This window comes from Streptomyces sp. NPDC059852, from assembly GCF_042731455.1.
Lineage (GTDB): Bacteria > Actinomycetota > Actinomycetes > Streptomycetales > Streptomycetaceae > Streptomyces.
In genome coordinates this window covers 221,140-237,781 of the sequence record NZ_JBHWJK010000007.1, presented here as the reverse complement: position 1 = coordinate 237,781, position 16,642 = coordinate 221,140, and the positions used below count along the sequence as shown (strand labels likewise).

Annotated in this window: 17 protein-coding genes; 8 read left to right on the top strand and 9 right to left on the bottom strand. The window is 71.6% G+C overall.

What is annotated here, in order from left to right; all coding sequences use genetic code 11:
* Positions 1-33: 33 nt before the first annotated feature.
* Entirely contained in the window at positions 34-1,461 is a 1,428-nt protein-coding gene (locus tag ACFV46_RS12185; RefSeq protein ID WP_385497967.1) for a serine hydrolase domain-containing protein, read from the top strand.
* Between the two features lie 26 nt (positions 1,462-1,487).
* On the opposite strand, the gene ACFV46_RS12180 is transcribed toward ACFV46_RS12185, so the two are convergent.
* The 5 genes from ACFV46_RS12180 to ACFV46_RS12160 form a co-directional block, all read right to left on the bottom strand.
* Entirely contained in the window at positions 1,488-2,357 is an 870-nt protein-coding gene (locus tag ACFV46_RS12180) for an alpha/beta hydrolase (RefSeq protein ID WP_361932757.1), read from the bottom strand.
* A gap of 120 nt (positions 2,358-2,477) precedes the next feature.
* Positions 2,478-3,401, bottom strand: coding sequence for an RNA polymerase sigma-70 factor (locus ACFV46_RS12175; protein WP_385497966.1), 924 nt, complete (start codon positions 3,399-3,401; stop codon positions 2,478-2,480).
* 100 nt (positions 3,402-3,501) lie between these two features.
* Positions 3,502-3,975 carry a carboxymuconolactone decarboxylase family protein gene (locus ACFV46_RS12170; protein ID WP_385497965.1) on the bottom strand — a complete coding sequence of 158 codons (474 nt, stop codon included), beginning with the start codon at positions 3,973-3,975 and terminating at the stop codon, positions 3,502-3,504.
* A 132-nt stretch (positions 3,976-4,107) separates the two neighbouring features.
* Entirely contained in the window at positions 4,108-5,094 is a 987-nt protein-coding gene (locus ACFV46_RS12165; RefSeq protein WP_385497964.1) for an NADPH:quinone reductase, read from the bottom strand.
* Between the two features lie 63 nt (positions 5,095-5,157).
* Positions 5,158-5,994: an enoyl-CoA hydratase/isomerase family protein gene (locus ACFV46_RS12160; RefSeq protein ID WP_385497963.1), complete on the bottom strand. Its 837-nt coding sequence runs from the start codon at positions 5,992-5,994 to the stop codon at positions 5,158-5,160.
* Positions 5,995-6,101: 107 nt separating this feature from the next.
* Here ACFV46_RS12160 and ACFV46_RS12155 point away from each other — a divergent pair, with 107 nt between their 5' ends.
* The 5 genes from ACFV46_RS12155 to ACFV46_RS12135 all read left to right on the top strand — a co-directional run bounded on the left by ACFV46_RS12155 (position 6,102) and on the right by ACFV46_RS12135 (position 11,782).
* On the top strand, positions 6,102-6,494 hold the full coding sequence (locus ACFV46_RS12155) for a helix-turn-helix domain-containing protein (protein ID WP_361932743.1): 393 nt from the start codon (positions 6,102-6,104) through the stop codon (positions 6,492-6,494).
* Between the two features lie 139 nt (positions 6,495-6,633).
* On the top strand, positions 6,634-7,836 hold the full coding sequence (locus ACFV46_RS12150; RefSeq protein ID WP_385497962.1) for an AAA family ATPase: 1,203 nt from the start codon (positions 6,634-6,636) through the stop codon (positions 7,834-7,836).
* A 62-nt stretch (positions 7,837-7,898) separates the two neighbouring features.
* Positions 7,899-9,506, top strand: coding sequence for a VWA domain-containing protein (locus ACFV46_RS12145; RefSeq protein ID WP_385497961.1), 1,608 nt, complete (start codon positions 7,899-7,901; stop codon positions 9,504-9,506).
* A gap of 111 nt (positions 9,507-9,617) precedes the next feature.
* Positions 9,618-10,772 carry a pentapeptide repeat-containing protein gene (locus tag ACFV46_RS12140; protein WP_385498042.1) on the top strand — a complete coding sequence of 385 codons (1,155 nt, stop codon included), beginning with the start codon at positions 9,618-9,620 and terminating at the stop codon, positions 10,770-10,772.
* 164 nt (positions 10,773-10,936) lie between these two features.
* Positions 10,937-11,782 carry a hypothetical protein gene (locus ACFV46_RS12135; protein ID WP_385497960.1) on the top strand — a complete coding sequence of 282 codons (846 nt, stop codon included), beginning with the start codon at positions 10,937-10,939 and terminating at the stop codon, positions 11,780-11,782.
* Positions 11,783-11,794: 12 nt separating this feature from the next.
* On the opposite strand, the gene ACFV46_RS12130 is transcribed toward ACFV46_RS12135, so the two are convergent.
* A complete protein-coding gene (locus ACFV46_RS12130; protein ID WP_385497959.1) occupies positions 11,795-12,352 on the bottom strand; it encodes a YcxB family protein in 558 nt (185 codons plus the stop codon).
* 91 nt (positions 12,353-12,443) lie between these two features.
* Positions 12,444-13,295 (bottom strand): alpha/beta fold hydrolase, encoded by an 852-nt coding sequence (locus ACFV46_RS12125; RefSeq protein ID WP_385497958.1) that lies wholly within the window; start codon positions 13,293-13,295, stop codon positions 12,444-12,446.
* Between the two features lie 76 nt (positions 13,296-13,371).
* Here ACFV46_RS12125 and ACFV46_RS12120 point away from each other — a divergent pair, with 76 nt between their 5' ends.
* The gene (locus ACFV46_RS12120) at positions 13,372-13,836 is read left to right on the top strand and encodes a MarR family winged helix-turn-helix transcriptional regulator (protein WP_385497956.1); all 465 of its coding nucleotides are present in this window, start codon (positions 13,372-13,374) and stop codon (positions 13,834-13,836) included.
* Between the two features lie 23 nt (positions 13,837-13,859).
* Here the strand turns inward: ACFV46_RS12120 and ACFV46_RS12115 are convergent, their stop codons facing one another.
* Complete coding sequence (locus ACFV46_RS12115; protein WP_385497955.1) at positions 13,860-14,228, bottom strand: hypothetical protein; 369 nt, start codon at positions 14,226-14,228, stop codon at positions 13,860-13,862.
* 115 nt (positions 14,229-14,343) lie between these two features.
* Here ACFV46_RS12115 and sigJ point away from each other — a divergent pair, with 115 nt between their 5' ends.
* Entirely contained in the window at positions 14,344-15,264 is a 921-nt protein-coding gene (gene sigJ, locus ACFV46_RS12110) for an RNA polymerase sigma factor SigJ (RefSeq protein WP_385497954.1), read from the top strand.
* An 8-nt stretch (positions 15,265-15,272) separates the two neighbouring features.
* Here the strand turns inward: sigJ and ACFV46_RS12105 are convergent, their stop codons facing one another.
* Complete coding sequence (locus tag ACFV46_RS12105) at positions 15,273-16,370, bottom strand: MerR family transcriptional regulator (protein WP_385498041.1); 1,098 nt, start codon at positions 16,368-16,370, stop codon at positions 15,273-15,275.
* Positions 16,371-16,642 lie beyond the last annotated feature (272 nt).

Here is a 16,642-nt window from a genome sequence, read left to right as displayed (position 1 = left end):
TAGGGTGCCCGAATAGCCTCTCAGCGTGCCCTGTTGCCGCGTTCGACACCGGCCGCCTCCGGGGTGTCGTCCCGTTCGATCGCCGCCCTGCTGGACCGGCTGGAGGCGGCGCCGATCGAGTGCCACTCCCTCATAGTGGTGCGCCGCGGTCACGTCGTCGCCGAGGGCTGGTGGGCGCCGTACTCCGCCGAACGGCCCCACCTGCTCTACTCGTTGACGAAGTCGTTCACGTCGGTCGCCGTGGGCTTGGCGATCGCCGACGGGCTGCTGTCTCTGGACGACCGGGTGGTGGACGTGCTGCCCGGCCATGTCCCGGACGGCATCACGGAGCAGGCGCGCCGGATCACCGTCCACCACCTGCTGTCCATGACGGCCGGCCATCCCACGGACAGCCTGGCCGACGCCTGGGAGCTGGAACCGGACGACCTGGTGAAGGGTTTCCTGAGGCTGCCGTTCGCCGTGCCCGAGGGCACGCGGCACACCTACGACAACTCCACCACCTTCCTCCTGGCCCGGATGGTGGAAGCGGTCACGGGCCGCGGCCTCGACGACTTCCTCGACGACCGCCTCTTCAGGCCGATGGGCGTGGATCACGCCGAATGGGACCGGGTGAAGAGCGATGCCGTCTTCGGATTCCACGGACTGCACCTCACGACGGAGGCCGTCGCCGCGTTCGGTGAGGTGCTTCTTCGCGGGGGCGTCTGGGACGGCCAACAGCTCGTCCCACGCGCATGGGTGGAGCTCGCGACGGGACGGCACATCGACTGCGAGCCGTTCGAGGACGGAACCGAACAGGCCGACTTCTCCTGTGGCTACGGCTATCAGTTCTGGATGTCACGTCACGGGTACCACGGGCACGGTGCTTTCGGACAGCAGTGTGTGGTGGTGCCGTCGCACGACCTCGTGGTCGCCGTGACCGCCGAAGGGGAAGCGCAGGCGTTGTTCGACGCCCTCTGGGACTGCCTGCTGCCCGGCTTGGACCAGCCGGGATCCGACCTGGACGACGAGCAGCTCGCCGAGCGGCTGAGGAGGCTGTCCTTGTCTCCGGTGCCGGGTTCGGCGTCTCCGGTGCCGGGTTCGGCCGGTGCTCCGGGTTCCGTCAGCGCCGTGCTCGACACGTCCACCGACGGCTCGGCACTGCCGGACGGGACGACGGTGACCGTCGACAGCACCGACGGCGGATGGCTCGTACGGTTCGAGTCGCTGTTCGGCGTCGAGGTCGGCCACGGCGGCTGGCGGGAGAGCTCCCCGCTCGGCCGGCCCGTGGTGGCGGCCGGGGCCTGGCAGGGCGGCACCTTCGTCGCCGACCTCTACGTCATCACCACCCCCCATCGCGTCCGTCTGGTTGTCGACGGGGAGTCGGGCAGGGCGTCCGCCACCTGGAGCACGGTGCCCCTGACCGGCCCCCGCCTGGAGCTGCACCTGCGGTCGCCGCTGATGACACGGCCCGATGTCGCGTAGGTGGGTGCGCAGTTCCCCGAAGGGCTTCACTGAGGTCGTACGGCGAAGAAGTCCCCGAGGGAGGCAGCGAGCGCGTCCGGGGCCTCCTCGGCCACGTGGTGCCCGGCGTCGATGCCGTGACCGCGCACGTCCGGTGCCCACTGCCGCCAGATCCTGACCGGGTCGCCGTACAGGTCCTCGAGGTCGTCCCGGAGCGACCAGAGGACGAGCGCCGGGCACCGGACCCGTGTCCCGGCCGCGCGATCCTCCTCCTCGTGCCGCCGGTCGATGGTGAGACCGGCCCGGTAGTCCTCCAGCATGGCCCGGACCACGGCCGGGTTCCTCGTGGCCGCGCGCCACTCGTCGTGGTTCTCGCGTCCCATCGTCTCGGGGTCACCGCGGTACCAGCCGTCCGGGTCGGCGTTGATGACGCGCTCGGGGATGTCGGGCTGGGCGAAGAAGAACCAGTGCCACCACTGCGTGGCGAACTCGGCCGTGATCCGGGACAGATGCTCGCTGAGGGGCAGGCAGTCGAGCAGCGCCACCCGCGAGACCGTGTCCGGGTGATCGAGGGCGAGGCGCAGTGCGACAGCGCCTCCGCGGTCGTGCCCGGCGAGTGCGAACCGGGTGTGGCCGAGGGTGCGCATCACCTCGACGACGTCACCGGCGACGGCCCGCTTGGAGTACCCCGCGTGGTCGGCGGTGGGCGCGGGTCCGGTGGACCGGCCGTACCCGCGGAGATCGGGACACACCACGGTGAAACCGCGCCGGACGAGGAGCGGGGCGACGCGATGCCAGGTCGCGGATGTGCGGGGGTGTCCGTGCAGCAGCACCAGGGGCGGCCCTTCGCCGCCGTGGCGGACGAGGATGGACGCCTCGTCGAGCTGGACCCGCGTGGTCTCGAAGCCTTCGAACACGGCCCGAACCTCCCCTGCTTCCTCGACGCACCCGCCCATGGCCCCGCGAGTGCCGACCCTTCGCTGCCTTGCTTCCTCCTGCCCCTTCCGGCTCCTGGGACACTCCATCCTCTCGACGGTTCAGCGCGTCCGCCTGCGGGCCTTCCTCACCTCCTGGTCGACGGCCCAGGCGTCGGCGACCGGGCCGAGATGGCTGAGCTTGTCGGGGTTGATGACCGAGCGGACCGTCCGGATCTCCCCGTCGAGGACGTCGAGGGCGATGATGTGGAGGACCTTGCCGTCGCGGTCGCGGAACAGCGCGCCCGGCTGGCCGTTGACCTCGCGCGTCTCGAAGGTGATGTCGACCTGGGCCATCAGCGGGTAGACGGCGGCGAGGAGCCGCGCCACGTTCTCGGCGCCGGCGACGGCCCTGGCCAGCTGCGGCGCCTTGCCACCGCCGTCCCCGACGAGCTGGACGTCGGCGGACAGCAGCTCCCGCAGTCCGTCCACGTCGCCCCGCGCCAGTGCCTCGAAGAACCGCCTGGCCAGCTCCTGCCGCTCCCGCCTGTCCGCTTCGAACCGGGGCCGTCCCTCGTTCATGTGGCGACGGGCCCGTACGAGCAGTTGCCGGCACGCCGCCTCCGAGCGCCCCACCGCCGCGGCGATGTCGTCGAAGCCGAAGGCGAAGACCTCCCGCAGCACGAACACCGACCGCTCCAGCGGACTGAGCCGCTCCAGGAGGAGCAGGGCCGCCATGGACACCGAGTCGGCCAGCTCGGCCGCGCGGGCCGGGTCCTCGTAGGGATCGTCGAGCAGCGGCTCGGGCAGCCACGGTCCGACGTACTCCTCCCGGCGCACACGGGCGGAGCGCAGCACGTCGATCGCGATCCGGGTCACCGTGGCTGACAAAAACGCCTTGGGCGACACGGGGCGGGTGGTGGAGGCGTCGTAGCGGAGCCAGGTCTCCTGCACGGCGTCCTCCGCCTCGCCCACGCTGCCCAGGATGCGGTACGCGATCGAGAACAGCAGCGGCCGCAGCTCCTCGAACTCCTCGACCTTGCTCACGCTGTCTTCCCCCTGCGGTCCGTGTGCCTGGCCGGACGGCGGCCGGCCAGGCGTCCTTCGAAGATCATCCACTGTCCCGGCGGTGCGCCCGCCGCTTTGTTCAGTGGAACTGGCCGACCTGGTAGTCGCCGGCCGGCTGCCGGGTGATGATGTTCAGCCGGTTCGCCGTGTTCATGAAGGAGACCAGCAGGACGAGGGCCGCCAGCTGGTCCTCGTCGTAGTGCCGGGCGGCGCGCTCCCAGACGTCGTCACTGACCCCGGTGGCCGCGTCGGCGAGGCGGGTTCCCTCCTCCGCCAGGGCGAGCGCGGCGCGCTCGGCCTCGGTGAAGACCGTCGCCTCCCGCCAGGCCGCGACGAGGTGCAGACGAACCGGGCTCTCCCCGGCCGCGGCGGCCTCCTTGGTGTGCATGTCGATGCAGGCGGCGCACCCGTTGATCTGGCTGACGCGCAGTGCCACCAGTTCCTGTGTCGCGGCCGGCAGCGGCGATTCCTTCAGTCCCTGGCCGACCGCCATGAAGTGCTTGAGCGCCTTGCCGGCGGTCGGGCCGGCGAAGAGGTTCAGTCGCGCGTCCATCGTGTGCTCCTCCGGGTTCGTCGGTGTGCTTCACCTCCCGAGACGAGACAGCCCTTCCGCCTGTGACACGACGCGGTGTGCCCGACGCGGTGTGCGGGACGTCCGCACGGGCCGCGGTCCGGCACGGCACGATCAGCGCAGGTCGACTACGGCCTTCCCGAGGAGGCCCTTCTCGACGGCCTCGTGTGCGACGCCCACGTCGTCGAGACTGAAGGAGTGCACCGGCAGCGGTGTGAGAGCGCCGTCCTCCAGGGCCGCGGTGATCTCTTTGGCGGCGCGCAGCAGCGCGTCCCTCGGTTCGGTGAGGAACAGCGCGAACCGCAGCACCAGGTTGGCCCACATGAGCCGGAAGACCGGCAGCGTCGGGTCGTCGGGCTGCGCCGCGTAGGTCACGATCACCGCTCCCGGACTCGCCACGGCCAGGTCGAGTTCGAGGTTGTCGTTCAGCGAGACCTCGATGATCCGGTCGACGGGTCCGGCCCCTTCGAGGATCTGCCGGGCGGCGTCGGCTTCGCGGTGGTTCACGACGAGGTCCGCGCCCGCCGCCTTGGCCATCGCGGCCTTCTCCAAGCCGCTGACCGTGGTCACGATCCGGGCTCCCGCGAGCCGGCCGAGTTCGATCGCATAGTGCCCGACGGCGCCCGCACCGGCCGCGACGAGCACGGTCCGGTCGTGCGGTGAGCCGTCGGCGTGCAGGCACCAGTGCGCGGTCATCGCCGGGATGCCGAGGCAGGCGCCGAGTTCGTCGGAGACGCCGTCCGGGAGTGCGACGGCCTGCTCGGACGGCAGTACGGTCCATTCCGCGGCGGTCCCCCAGGGATGGCCCGCGCCGGCCATCCAGATCCAGACGCGTTCACCGATCCGGCCCGGGTCGACGCCGATGCCGACGGCGTCGATCGTGCCTGTGCCGTCCTGGTGCGGGATGCGGCCGGTGTGTTCGCCGACGGGACGGAAGTCCTGCGGGGTCGAGTTCCTGCGCAGGAACATGTCGCCCGGGTTGATCGCGCTGAGCGCGACACGGACGCGGACCTGGCCGGGGCCGGGCTCGGGACGCTCGACGTCGAGCACCCTGAGCACGTCCTTGGCTGGGCCGGAACGGTCGTAGAAGGCCGCCTTCATCGGTTCTTCTCCTCGATATGGCGTGCAGAGTGGGGTGTTGTGGGCGCGGGCCGCGCGGCGCGCCTACAGGTCGGCGGCGACGCGCCGCATCACCGATTCCAGATCGCGCTCGCCCGCGGGGGTCTGCGCACCGTGCTCCAGGGCTCCCGCCATGAGCCGGGCGGGCAGGTCGCCGCTCACCTGCTCGGCCCATGCGTCGTTCTCCGCTCGAAGGCCGTCGCTCAGGTCCGTCGGGGGGACCAGCCGCTTGGCTGCGGCGATGAGCCGCGGCGACAGCGCGGCGATCCTCTCAGCGACCTGGTCGACGAACGCGTCCAGCTCCGCTGCCGGAACCGCCCGGTTGATCCATCCGTAGGCGGCCGCGGTGTCCGCGTCCACCAGGTCACCGGTGAGCAGCAGCTCCAGTGCCCGGTTGCGACCGACCCGCTCGCGCAGGTACTGCGTTCCGCCGCCGCCCGGCACGATGCCCATCAGCACCTCGCTCTGGCCGATGCCCGCCGTCTCCCGCGCGGCGAAGGTCATGTCGGCCGCCGCGACGAACTCGGCGCCACCCGCGCGTGCTGTCCCCGCGAGCTTGACGATCGTCACCTGGGGCTGGTGGCGGAGCAGCTCACCGACTCCCTGGAAGAGGTTGGCGTCCGGGTTGCGGTCCGCGATCGCCTGGAGGTCGTCCATCTCGTCGAGGATGTGGATGTCGACGTGGGCGAGGAAGAACTCGGGGTCGGCGCTGGAGAACACGATGACCCGGACCGAGTCGTCGCCCTCCAACGCCCCCAGCACGTCGTGGAGTTCGCGGATCATCGTGCCGCTGAGCACGTTGACCGGAGGGTTGTCCAAGGTGATCCGCGCGACTCCGGCGTCGACGGCGACACGCAGCGTCGTGTACAGGTCCAGATTCATGACTGTTCCAAGGTTTGCGATGAGCCAGTAGGTTTGCGATGGATACCTACCCTCGGCTCTGCGTCGAGGACGGTCAATAACGCACTTTTCGACAACCAAGGATCGTGATGGATACCGACGCCACGTCCCTGACGCCCCGCCCCATGCCGCGGTTCAGCGCCGAGTGCCCGAGCCGGCCCATCCTCGACCAGATCGCCGACAAGTGGTCGATGATGGTCCTGGCGGTCCTGGAGCAGCCGACGCGCTTCAACGAGATCAAGCGGCAACTGGAGGGCGTCACCCAGCGGGTGCTCACGCAGACGCTGCGCAGACTCGAACGCAACGGCCTGATCCGGCGCCGCGTCCTGGAGACCTCACCCGTCGGCGTGGAGTACTCCCTCACACCGCTCGGCGAGTCCTTCCGTGAACCCTTCACGCGCCTGTACGACTGGACGGTCGAGCACAGCGACGAGGTCCTGTCCGCGCAGCAGGAGTACGACGGCAGGCCCTCGGGGCGGTAGCCCGCCGGCCGTCCTTCCGGCACCGAAGGAACGCGCCCGCTGCACGGAACCGGCCCGTGCAAGTCGTCTCGCCGGATATGTTCGAGAACCGTGCGATCAGTCCCCAGCCCGCCCGACCATGGAGCCGTGAAGAAGACACATGAGTGAAGCCGACGCGCAGGCCACCGCCGGGAAGCTGCGGACGATCATCGGCGAGCTGTCGGAGCGCTTCTACGAACGGGACGACGTGGTGCGCACCCTCGTCGTGACGCTGCTCGCGGGCCAGCACTCCCTGATGCTCGGCCCGCCGGGGACGGCGAAGTCCGAGCTCGCCCGGGACATCACCGGCAGGGTCGAAGGCGCCTCCTACTGGGAGATCCTGCTGTCCAAGTTCACCGCTCCCACCAGGATGTTCGGCCCCATCGACGTCGGCGCCCTGGCCCGCGGCGAGTACCGCCAGGTCTACGAGGGCCGCGCCACGACCGCCCATGTGGCGTTCATCGACGAGATATTCAAGTGCTCCACGGCGGCACTCAACGAGACCCTGGGCTACCTCAACGAGCGGATCTACCACCCGGAGAACGGTGGAGAGCCGATCCGGTGCCCTCTGATCGGAGCCATCACCGCGAGCAACGAGCTGCCGGACGAGGAGGACGCGGCCGCCATCTACGACCGCCTGCTGGTACGGATCGAGGTCGGCTACCTCACCGATCCCTCGAACTTCGCCGCCCTCGTCCGTTCCGTCGTCCGCGCACCGGCGCCGGCCTCCGCCCCGACGACGATCCACCTCAGCGAGCTGCAGGACGCCGTGACGAGAGCGGTCCCGGCGATCGAGGTCCCCGACGCCATGGTCGACGCCGTCTGCACCCTGCGGGCCGCTCTGCGGCGCAAGGAACTCATCGCCTCCGACCGGCGCTGGCGGCAGGCGGTCAGCCTGCTCCAGGCGTCCGCGTACGTCGACGGCCGCCCGGAGGTCACCGAGACCGACCTGCCGGTGCTGACCCACGTGCTGTGGAACTCCCCCGCCGAACGCCCCGTCGTCGAGCGCGAAGTGCTGCACCTGGTCAACCCCGACGCGAAGGAGGCGCTCGACCTGGCCGACACCCTCGACGAACTGGAGACCCAGCTCGACGCCATGGCCGGTCAGTCCCGTGAGGCGCTGAGCGACTGGGTCATCAAGAACGCCCACAACAAGCTCGCCATGGCCGGGAAGCGTCTGGAGCAGCTCCGCACGGAGGCCGCGGGCGCCGGGCGTTCCACGACCACGATCGACCGCGTCACGCTCCGCCAGCGGGCGGTGCGCGCCCGCGTGCTCACGGAGGCCCTCGGCCTGGACACCAGCATGGTGGACGCCCAGCCCTGACACTCCCCCCTCCCCGGCCCCTGGCCTCCGACCTCCGACCCCGGCTCCAGGACTGCGCACCCGTGACCGACACACCGCCCGGCTCCGGCCCGCCGACGGCACCGCCCGCCGCCCCCGTTCAGCGGCACACGCTGACCGTGGTCGCGGACCGCTTCGACATCGCCACATGGCAGGACACCCGCGCCCAGTCGACCGCCCTGCGCGATCTGGCCGCAGAGCTGCGCGCGCGCCACGAAGGCGCGCCCGACCTGCTGACCGACGTGTTCCTGGCCGCCTACCAGGCCCGGCCACGGCTGCGCGACCCCGCGACGCTGGACCCCACCCGGCTGGTCAACCATCACGTCCTCACCTCGCTCACGGAGCCCCCTGAGTTCACCGAACTGCGGCGGACGACAGCCGGAGATCCGTACGCGGCCGCCATGTCCGTACTCGCCCTGGCGCCCGCGCTGCGCCGCGTCCTGGAAGGCGCCGACGAGGCCCAGAGCCGGGCGGACGACGCCGGTCGGGCCCAGTGGGAGGCCGACAGGGCGGCGGCGGAGCTGGCGGAGGCACTGCGGCGGGCGGACGACGGACCCGAGGATGACGACGGACCGGAAGATGACGACCGACCGGGGGAAGCGGACAGCCACGCTCTGCGGCAAGCCGCCGAGGCGGCCCGCATGGCAGCTCGGCAGGCCATGAACACCGCCACACAGGCCCTGGCCGCCGCAGCCCCCGGCCTCCGCGCCGTCTCCCACGCGGCAGCGGCCCGGGCCGCCACGGCCGCACGCAGGGAAGCCGACCTGATGCGGGCGTGGGGCGTCGGTCCCGGCCAGACAGAGCGGATGCCGTTCGCCGAACGGATGCGGCTCGCCGAACGGCTGGCCTCCAGCCACCTCGCCCGGTGGGCCGACCTGATCGGCCGCTTCCGGCAGATGGCTCGCGGCGAACGCGCCCGCAAGGTGGAGCACACGAGCGGCGAGCTGATCGGCGTCACCCTCGGCAACGACCTCTCGCGCATCGTCCCCTCCGAACTGGCCCACCTCGGCCTGCCGGAGCTGCGCGCCGTGTTCGCCGCGCGCTACGCCGCCGGCGAGCTCATGCTGTACGACAGCCGGGGCGACCAGAGGTCGGGGCGCGGCGCGATCATCGCGTGCGTCGACACCTCGCACTCCATGTACGAGGCGGGCCCCGGCGGCGTCACCAGGGAGGCGTGGGCCAAGGGGTGCGCCCTGGCGCTCCTCGACCAGGCCCGTCACGCCCGGCGGGACTTCGTCGGCATCCTCTTCTCCGCCGCCGACAAGCTCCAGGTGTTCCGGTTCCCGGCCGACGAGCCCGCGCGCGTCGAGCGCGTCCTTGAGTTCGCGGAGACCTTTCTCGGCGGCGGCACCGACTATCAGAGACCACTGGGCGCGGCGGCCGACCTGCTGCAGCAGGAGTTCGACGACGCCTCCCGCTCCCGCGGCGACATCGTGCTGATCACCGACGACGACTGTGACGTCACCGAGGCGTGGATGCACCAGTGGAAGGAGACCAAGCGCCGGCTGGGCTTCCGGGTCTTCGGCGCGGCCGTCGGAGTCCCGCCGGCGGCCGCCGGCGGCTCGGTCCTGGACGCCCTGTGCGACAACCTGCGCTCCATCGAGGACCTCACGGACGTCCACGCGGCCGCCGATCTCTTCCGCGTCATCTGACCCGGCCGGGAGCAACTGACCGAACCCACAAGGTCGTTCGCACACCTCAGGCCGGTGCACGGCAGCCTTGATCGTCTTCTGGGTGACGCCTAGGCTCCCGTGCCCATGGAGATGGGGGAACCGGACGGCGGGCGGCGGCGGTGGCACGACGGGCCGGTCAGGCGTCGTCTGGCCGCAGGTCTGCTGGCCGGGGCGGGACTGGTCACGCTGGGCACGCTGTTCGTCGTACTGCCGGGCGTGGTGGTCGACCACGATCTCGGCGGCGCGAGCGTCGCCGCCGAGGACCGCCTGAAGGCGGTGAACGACATCCGTACGACGCTTCTGCAGGTGGTCGGCGGCCTGGTCGTGCTCTTCGGCGCCTACGCCACCTGGAGGCAACTGCGGGTGAGTCAGGACAGTTTGCGCGCCGCCCAGGAGGGCTACGTCACCGATCGGTTCAGCCGGGCCGTCGACCAGCTCGGCAGCGACAAGCTGGATGTGCGCGTCGGTGGCCTGCACGCGCTGTGGCGGATCGCCGAGCAGTCCGCCCGCGACCGGGAGGCCGTCATCTCCATCCAGGCCGCGTACCTGCGAACACACCTGCCCTGGCCGCCCGCCGGGCCGGAAGCACCGGCGGTGGACGCGCCCATCAACGACATCGCACCCCTGGAGACCCGCTCCGCCGACGCCCAAGTGGCCCTGACCGGACTCGGCGTTCTGTGCCGGCGCCGGGAGCAGTCCTGGGTCAACCTCAGCATCACCGACCTGCGCCGGGCCGACTGCGACGGACTGTGGTTCCCCGAGGTCAACTTCGACCGCTCCTGCATGGAGGCGGCGGGGTTCTACCGCGCCAATCTGACCCAGGCGTCCCTGGTCTCGGTGAACCTGCGGCACGCCGACCTCACGACTGCGGTTCTCCGCCGCGCTCGATGCGTTCTGGCCGACCTACGGGCCGCCAAGCTGGTGCAGACCGACTTGCGTGACGCCGACTTCACCGAGACCGACCTGCGCGAGGCCAACCTGCGGAAGGCCGACGCCCATGGCGCGGTCTTCCACCGCGCCGACCTCCGTATGGCCGACCTGCGCGGCACCGACTTGAGCACCGCCGACCTCGGCGGAGCACGCCTGACCGGCGCCCTGGCCAGTGAGCAGACCCGCTGGCCCGTCGGCTTCGACCCCACGGCCGCCGGAGTCGTCGACACCGAAGACCCTGGGCCCGAGCCCTCGCCCCTGCTCCAGCCGCCCACGCTGACATGGCAGGCGCCGCCGCTGAGGTCCACTCCCTGACCGGGACGCCCCGAATCCGGGAACCGACGTCGCTCGCTCCCTGGTCAAAGAGACGGTGAAGTCAGACGGTGGAGTCATACGGATGCACCCCGGGCAATCCCGGTTCCGCGGCCGGTGCTCTGGCAGAGTCGACCCGTGTTCCGTGACATCGCCACCCCACTCGCATGACGCCCCCCGAGCAGCGCGCCGAGGGCGCGGGGCCGTTCACGACGCGGCTCACGTGGCAGCCGCCCGGCGGCGGCACCGCCGTCTGGGAGTCGCGGCCCGCCCGGCGCCGGGGCGTCCTCGCGGCCGGCCCGTCCGGAGCCCCGGCCGGCCGGTACGTCAGCGGTGACGATCGTGCGCTGGGCCGTCTGCGCAGGCTCAACGCGATCGCGGCGATCGCCTTCGTCCTCGGCGGCGCGCTCTTCGCGGCCGGTGCCGGTGTCGCGCAGGTCGGCTCCGGGGACGCCACCACCTGTGCCTCGATCTATTTCGCCGGCGGCCTGTTCTTCACCACCGGCGGCTATGCCTCCCTGCTCCAGGTCGTCAACGCCCCACGTCATGAACCCGGCGGTGAGGGGCGCCTGTTCACCCGTGCCTGGCGCTGGTGGAGCTACGAGCCCGGGCGGGTGGACTGGCTGAGCACGTTCGTCCTCTTCGCCGGGACGCTGGTGTTCGGCGTCGATCTGCTGGACTCGTTCCTCCAGGGCCTGAGCGTGCAGCAGGTCAACCGGCTCATCTGGGCCCCGGACGTGGTCGGCTGCCTGTTGTTCCTGATCTCCGGCCACCTCGGCTTCGTCGAGATCTGCCACCGCGCATGGCCCTGTCTGCGGCGCCGCGATCTCGGCTGGTGGATCGTCGCCGTGAACCAGCTCGGCTCGGTCCTCTTCATGGTCTCGGCGCTCGCCGCCTACACCCGTCCCGCCACCGGCAGCCTGGTCAACGCCGACATCGCCAACTGGGGCACCTTCCTCGGCGCGGCATGCTTCTCCCTGGCCGGTGTCCTCCAGCTGTACGAACGGCCCTGACCGTGAACGGCGTCAGACCCGCTTGGTGCACCGGTCCAGGAGGCCCCGCAGCCGGGCGACATCGTCGGGCGTGCTCAGCCCGTGCTTGGGCAGGACGTCGACGCACAGGATGTTGGGGTCGCGGCTGAGCAGGACGAAGTGCCCCTTCGTCTCGCGGTAGCCCTGGTACACCGACCACTTCTGGATGAGCGTGGTGTGGTCGCTGCTGGTCGTGATCCCGGCGGCGGACACGGAGGTCCGGTATTCGCCCTGCCAGCCGACGAGGCGCTGCACCTGGGCGGCCTGAAGCCGCGGATAACCGGCCACCAGCAGAACGACGACGAGGAACAGCACCGTGGAGACCGCGTCGGCGCCGCCCCGGCTGATCGTGCCGAGCAGCCACTGGCCCACCCACAGGACCAGGAACACGACCCGCAGGATCAGCCCCCACCGCTTGATCCGCTGCCGGACCTGGAGCCCGGCCAGCGTGTCGGCGGGCTGCGGCCGGTACACCAGCTGCACCGCCGCGTCCCCCTGGACCTCCGACCCGGTTTCCTCGCTGTCGCTGGTGACTTCGCGGCCCTCGGCCATGGTTCCTCCCCCGTGAGACGACCGACGGATCCTACCGGTCGCTGGGCAGACCGCACATGGGGCGCGCCTCCCTCCCCCGCCGGGACGGGTCTCAGCGGCTCGGCGTCCGGTGCCCTGCGTCCAGGAAGCCGAGCAGCCTGTCGTTCACCAGCTCGGGTGCGGTGAGCGGCAGCGAGTGGTGCGTCGCTCCGGGAAGCACGGTCACCTCGCCCTGCCGCAGCACTCGACGGGCCCTCTCCGCGACCTTGGCGGCGTCGTGGGCGCGGCTGCGCTCCGCGAGCAGGACCAGCACCGGCAGCGACAGCTCAGCGGCCCGGGGGCGGCCGCCGGTGACGAACGTGCGGCCGGGGACAGTGCAGGCCAGGGCGTAGAGGCGCTGCCAGGTCTCATCCGGGTGGACGTCCGCCGTCTCCCAGGCCAGGAAGGAGCGGGCGCGGGCCTCTGTCGGGCGGATCAGGGTGGGCAGGGCGCGCAGGAGGTAGCCCGGTCGGAACCCGGCGAAGACCTGGGTGGGATCGACGAGGGCGAGGCGCTCGAGACGCCGCGGAGCATGGAGTGCGTACGTGGCGGCCAGCCAGGCGCCGTAGGAGTGGCCGCACAGGTCGGTGTGCGCGAGCCCCAGCCCGTCGAGCAGCGCGTCGAGCCAGACCATCATGTCGTCGGCGTTCTTCAAGGGGGTGCCCCGGCGTTCGGTGCGGCCGGCGTCGCCCATCAGGTCGACCGCGTAGACGCGGTGGCGCGTGCCGAGGGCCGCCGCGTTGGCGAACCAGACCAGGCCGGTGGCCGATCCGCCGGGCAGCAGCACGAGCGGGCTGCCGTCCGCCCGCCCGTGGGCGTGGACGCGAGTGGGTCCGTACGGGGTGGCGACGTCGAGTTCCTCGGTGGGTTCGGGCCAGCGTGCGCGGAGTTCGTCGTAGGAGAGGTCGAAAGCGGTCAGGGACACGGGGTATTCCTCTCGCCCAGCAATTATCTCGCTCAGCGAGATACTATGCGGAGATCCACGGAAGAGGGGAGAGCCCATGGAGAACCAGGGCGACCAGGACCCGCTCATGGGGCTGGTGCACCTGCTGCGCGCGGTCACGGTCGAATTCGACCTGCTCGGCGCCGAGTTCGCCGCCCGCCGCGGGCTCCACCCCACCGATGTACGGGCGTTGATCCACCTGCTGGACGCGGCGCGGGCAGGCGTCCGGGCCACGCCGGGCCGGCTCGGCGAGCAACTGCGGCTCAACTCGGCGGGCACCACCGCCCTCGTGGACCGGCTGGAGCGGCTCGGACTCGTCCGGCGCAGCAGGGACACCGCCGACCGTCGGCGTGTCCTGCTGGAGGTGGAGGACAAGGCCAGGCAGCTCGGGTGGGACTTCTTCGGACCGCTGATCGACGAGGTGGTGGCGGCCGCCGAGGGGCTGGACGAGGGCGAACTGGAGGCGGTGCGCCGCTTCCTGACGTCGGTGCTGGCGGCCGCGGCACGGGCGCGGACGGTCTGACACCGCCCCGTTCGGACGGTCTCTCAGCGCCGCGCGAGCGCCAGCACGCTGAGCCCGAACATCAGGACACCAAGGGGCAGATGGACCGATGGAACGTGCGCGATGCCCAGCACCACCTGGACCGAGGCGAGGACGAGGAAGCCCGACGCGTGCAGGATGGGCCGGGGTGAGCCGCCGCCCGGCTTCCACGCCAGTACCGCGGCGAGCATGTACAGCATCGACGCCCCGTACATCACGCGGGCTCCGACGCTGTGCAGCGTCTCACCGTAGGACGCGGTCAGCAGTAGTCCGGCGGAGACCGCCTGGAGAAAGATGGTCAACGTCTGCACGGCGATGGCGAATCGCAGGAACGAGGCGCCGCGTGCCACGCGGGCCGTCTCTTGAATGGCCATGTCCCAGTCCTCCTGGTCGGCCCTCGGGTTCTCCGCCCTCGGGTGATGGATCGACGCACGTTCACCCACACGACGACGTAGGCCGGTGGAAGGTAAGGCGAGGGGTGGCGGGAGGATGAGGACCGTGGAGACAAGCGCAGTGGAGACGAGGGGCGACGACCGACGCCAACTCGTCAACGTCGCCTACCGGTTGCTCGGTTCGGTGACCGAGGCCGAGGACGCGGTTCAGGACGCCTACGCACGCTGGTACGGGCTGCCGCGAAGCCGACGCGAGGAGATACGCTCCCCCACCGCCTGGCTGACGACGGTCACCGGCCGGATCTGCCTGGACCTGCTCGGCTCGGCACGGGCCCGCCGTGAACGCTACGTCGGCGCATGGCTGCCGGAACCGCTGCCCGACCGTGCCGAGTGGCACCACGCGGGCGGTGCCCAACCGGCCGCGCCCGGGGACCCCGCCGACCAGATCGTCCTGGACGAGTCGGTGACCACGGCCTTCCTCGTCGTCCTGGAGTCGATGACGCCGGCGGAACGCGTGGCGTTCGTCCTCCACGACGTCTTCCGCTACCCGTTCGCCGACATCGCCGGCGTTCTCGGCCGGACTCCCGCGGCGTGCAAGCAGCTGGCCGCGTCCGCGCGGAGGCGGGTGGGCGCGGCGGGCGCCCCGGCCAGGACGGCCGATCAGGCGGACGTGGTCAGACGGGTCAAGGAGGCCTGGGAGAACAAGGACATCGCGGCCCTCGTGGGCGTACTCGACCCGGCAGCCGTGATGACGGCCGACGGCGGCGGCATGGTGGGCACCGTCCTGCGCCCGGTCGAGGGCGACGCGCGGATCGCCCAGTACATGGTCGCCATCGCGGACAAGGCCGCCGGACTCGAGTTGCTGGAGCGGTCGGTCAACGGGGCGCCGGGGCTGGTGGCGCGGCAGGCCGGCGTCGTCGTGACGGTGGCGTCGTTCGAGGTCGTGGACGGGGCCGTCACCCGCATCTGGGTGGTCCGCAACCCGGAGAAGCTGCGGCCGTGGGCCCGGGCTGTCTGACGCCTCGTTCACGATATGAGCAGGCGGAGCCCGAGGTCTGCCGCCGCGAGGTCCGTCAGGTCGCCGTTGCGCTCGGCCCAGCGGCCGGATGCCAGGTCGTCGCCGAGGCGTTCCACCGCCCGTCGCTCGGCCTCCGGCCCGACCCTCGTCCACACCGACATCGCGCGGCGCACCGGCTCCTCCAGATACGCCGCCGGTCGACGCCAGTACGCCTCGAACAGGCCGTCGGCACAGTCCCACGGGACGGGTACCGGCTCGGTACGGGCGTCGATCGCGTCGGCCATGCCGGCGAGCGAGGGGAACCCTTCGAGGACGGTGGCGAACTCGGGCAGGTAGTCCCGGGTGAGCCAGAAGCGGTCCTGCCATCCGGGCTCGTCGGTGTCGAACGTGAGCACGACGACGCGGCGGGCGACGCGCCGCATCTCGCGCAGCCCCGCTATCGGGTCCTCCCAGTGGTGAACGGTCGAGACGGCCATCGCGACATCGAACGAACCGTCCTCGAACGGCAGGCTCTCGGCTGCGGCGGCCACACAGGGCGCCGAGCCGACGGGCCGCTGCCTCCGCATCACCGCCGACGGCTCCACGGCGGTGACCTCGCGCCCGGCGGGCTCGTAATTGCCGGTGCCGGCACCGACGTTCAGGACCGTCCGCGCGTCGCCGAGCGCGTCGAGGATCTGCGCGGCGATCCGCGGCTCCGTACGCCGTGTCGCCGTGTAGGCGCCGCCGATCGTGTCGTACAGGCGCGCGCCGAGCACCTGCAGTTGCTCCTCAGGTGTCACCGTGCGTCCCTTTCCTCGTGCCTCGAGTTCCCTGTCGAGGGCCGCCACCATGGCGTCTGCGCGGTCACGCCGCTCCAGCAGCAGACCGCGCAGCTGGAGCAGGCGTGCGACCGGGTCCGTCGACGCGTCGCCGACCAGATCGGCGATCTCCCGCAGGCCGAAGCCGAGCCTCCGGTAGGCCAGCACTTCCCGGAGCCGTTCCACGTCCCCGGCCGAGTAGGCCCGGTACCCCTTGGCGGTGCGCGCCGACGGACGCACCAGTCCGATCGCGTCGTAGTGATGCAGCGTGCGGACGGTCACGCCGGCCAGCTCCGCCACCCGTCCCACGGTCCAGTGATCCTCCACGGACCCGACTATGCGGCCTGACGCAGCGTGAGGGTCAAGGGCTCCCGGTAGGGCCTCCGGCGCACCTCGTGTGCAAGGGGAGGAAGGTGGAAGCACCGGGTGACGGGGCGCCGCCGGGGCCCGCTGGGTGAGGGGACGGGCACGCGTCCGCCCTCTCACCGGCGTCCGCCCCGTAAGGCTCGACGGCCGATGCCGGTCGGCGGCGTCGCCGTGTCCTGCCCGCTCCGGCCGGCCCCGTCGTGGTTGTTTGGGCT

Bases quoted from the DNA above. Each gene is read 5' to 3' on its own strand.
- ACFV46_RS12170 (WP_385497965.1), bottom strand. From the start codon at position 3,975: ATGGACGCGCGACTGAACCTCTTCGCCGGCCCGACCGCCGGCAAGGCG.
- ACFV46_RS12165 (WP_385497964.1), bottom strand. From the start codon at position 5,094: ATGAAGGCGGCCTTCTACGACCGTTCCGGCCCAGCCAAGGACGTGCTC.
- ACFV46_RS12160 (WP_385497963.1), bottom strand. From the start codon at position 5,994: ATGAATCTGGACCTGTACACGACGCTGCGTGTCGCCGTCGACGCCGGA.
- ACFV46_RS12155 (WP_361932743.1), top strand. From the start codon at position 6,102: ATGGATACCGACGCCACGTCCCTGACGCCCCGCCCCATGCCGCGGTTC.
- ACFV46_RS12150 (WP_385497962.1), top strand. From the start codon at position 6,634: ATGAGTGAAGCCGACGCGCAGGCCACCGCCGGGAAGCTGCGGACGATC.
- ACFV46_RS12140 (WP_385498042.1), top strand. From the start codon at position 9,618: ATGGGGGAACCGGACGGCGGGCGGCGGCGGTGGCACGACGGGCCGGTC.
- ACFV46_RS12135 (WP_385497960.1), top strand. From the start codon at position 10,937: ATGACGCCCCCCGAGCAGCGCGCCGAGGGCGCGGGGCCGTTCACGACG.
- ACFV46_RS12130 (WP_385497959.1), bottom strand. From the start codon at position 12,352: ATGGCCGAGGGCCGCGAAGTCACCAGCGACAGCGAGGAAACCGGGTCG.
- ACFV46_RS12120 (WP_385497956.1), top strand. From the start codon at position 13,372: ATGGAGAACCAGGGCGACCAGGACCCGCTCATGGGGCTGGTGCACCTG.
- ACFV46_RS12115 (WP_385497955.1), bottom strand. From the start codon at position 14,228: ATGGCCATTCAAGAGACGGCCCGCGTGGCACGCGGCGCCTCGTTCCTG.
- sigJ (WP_385497954.1), top strand. From the start codon at position 14,344: ATGAGGACCGTGGAGACAAGCGCAGTGGAGACGAGGGGCGACGACCGA.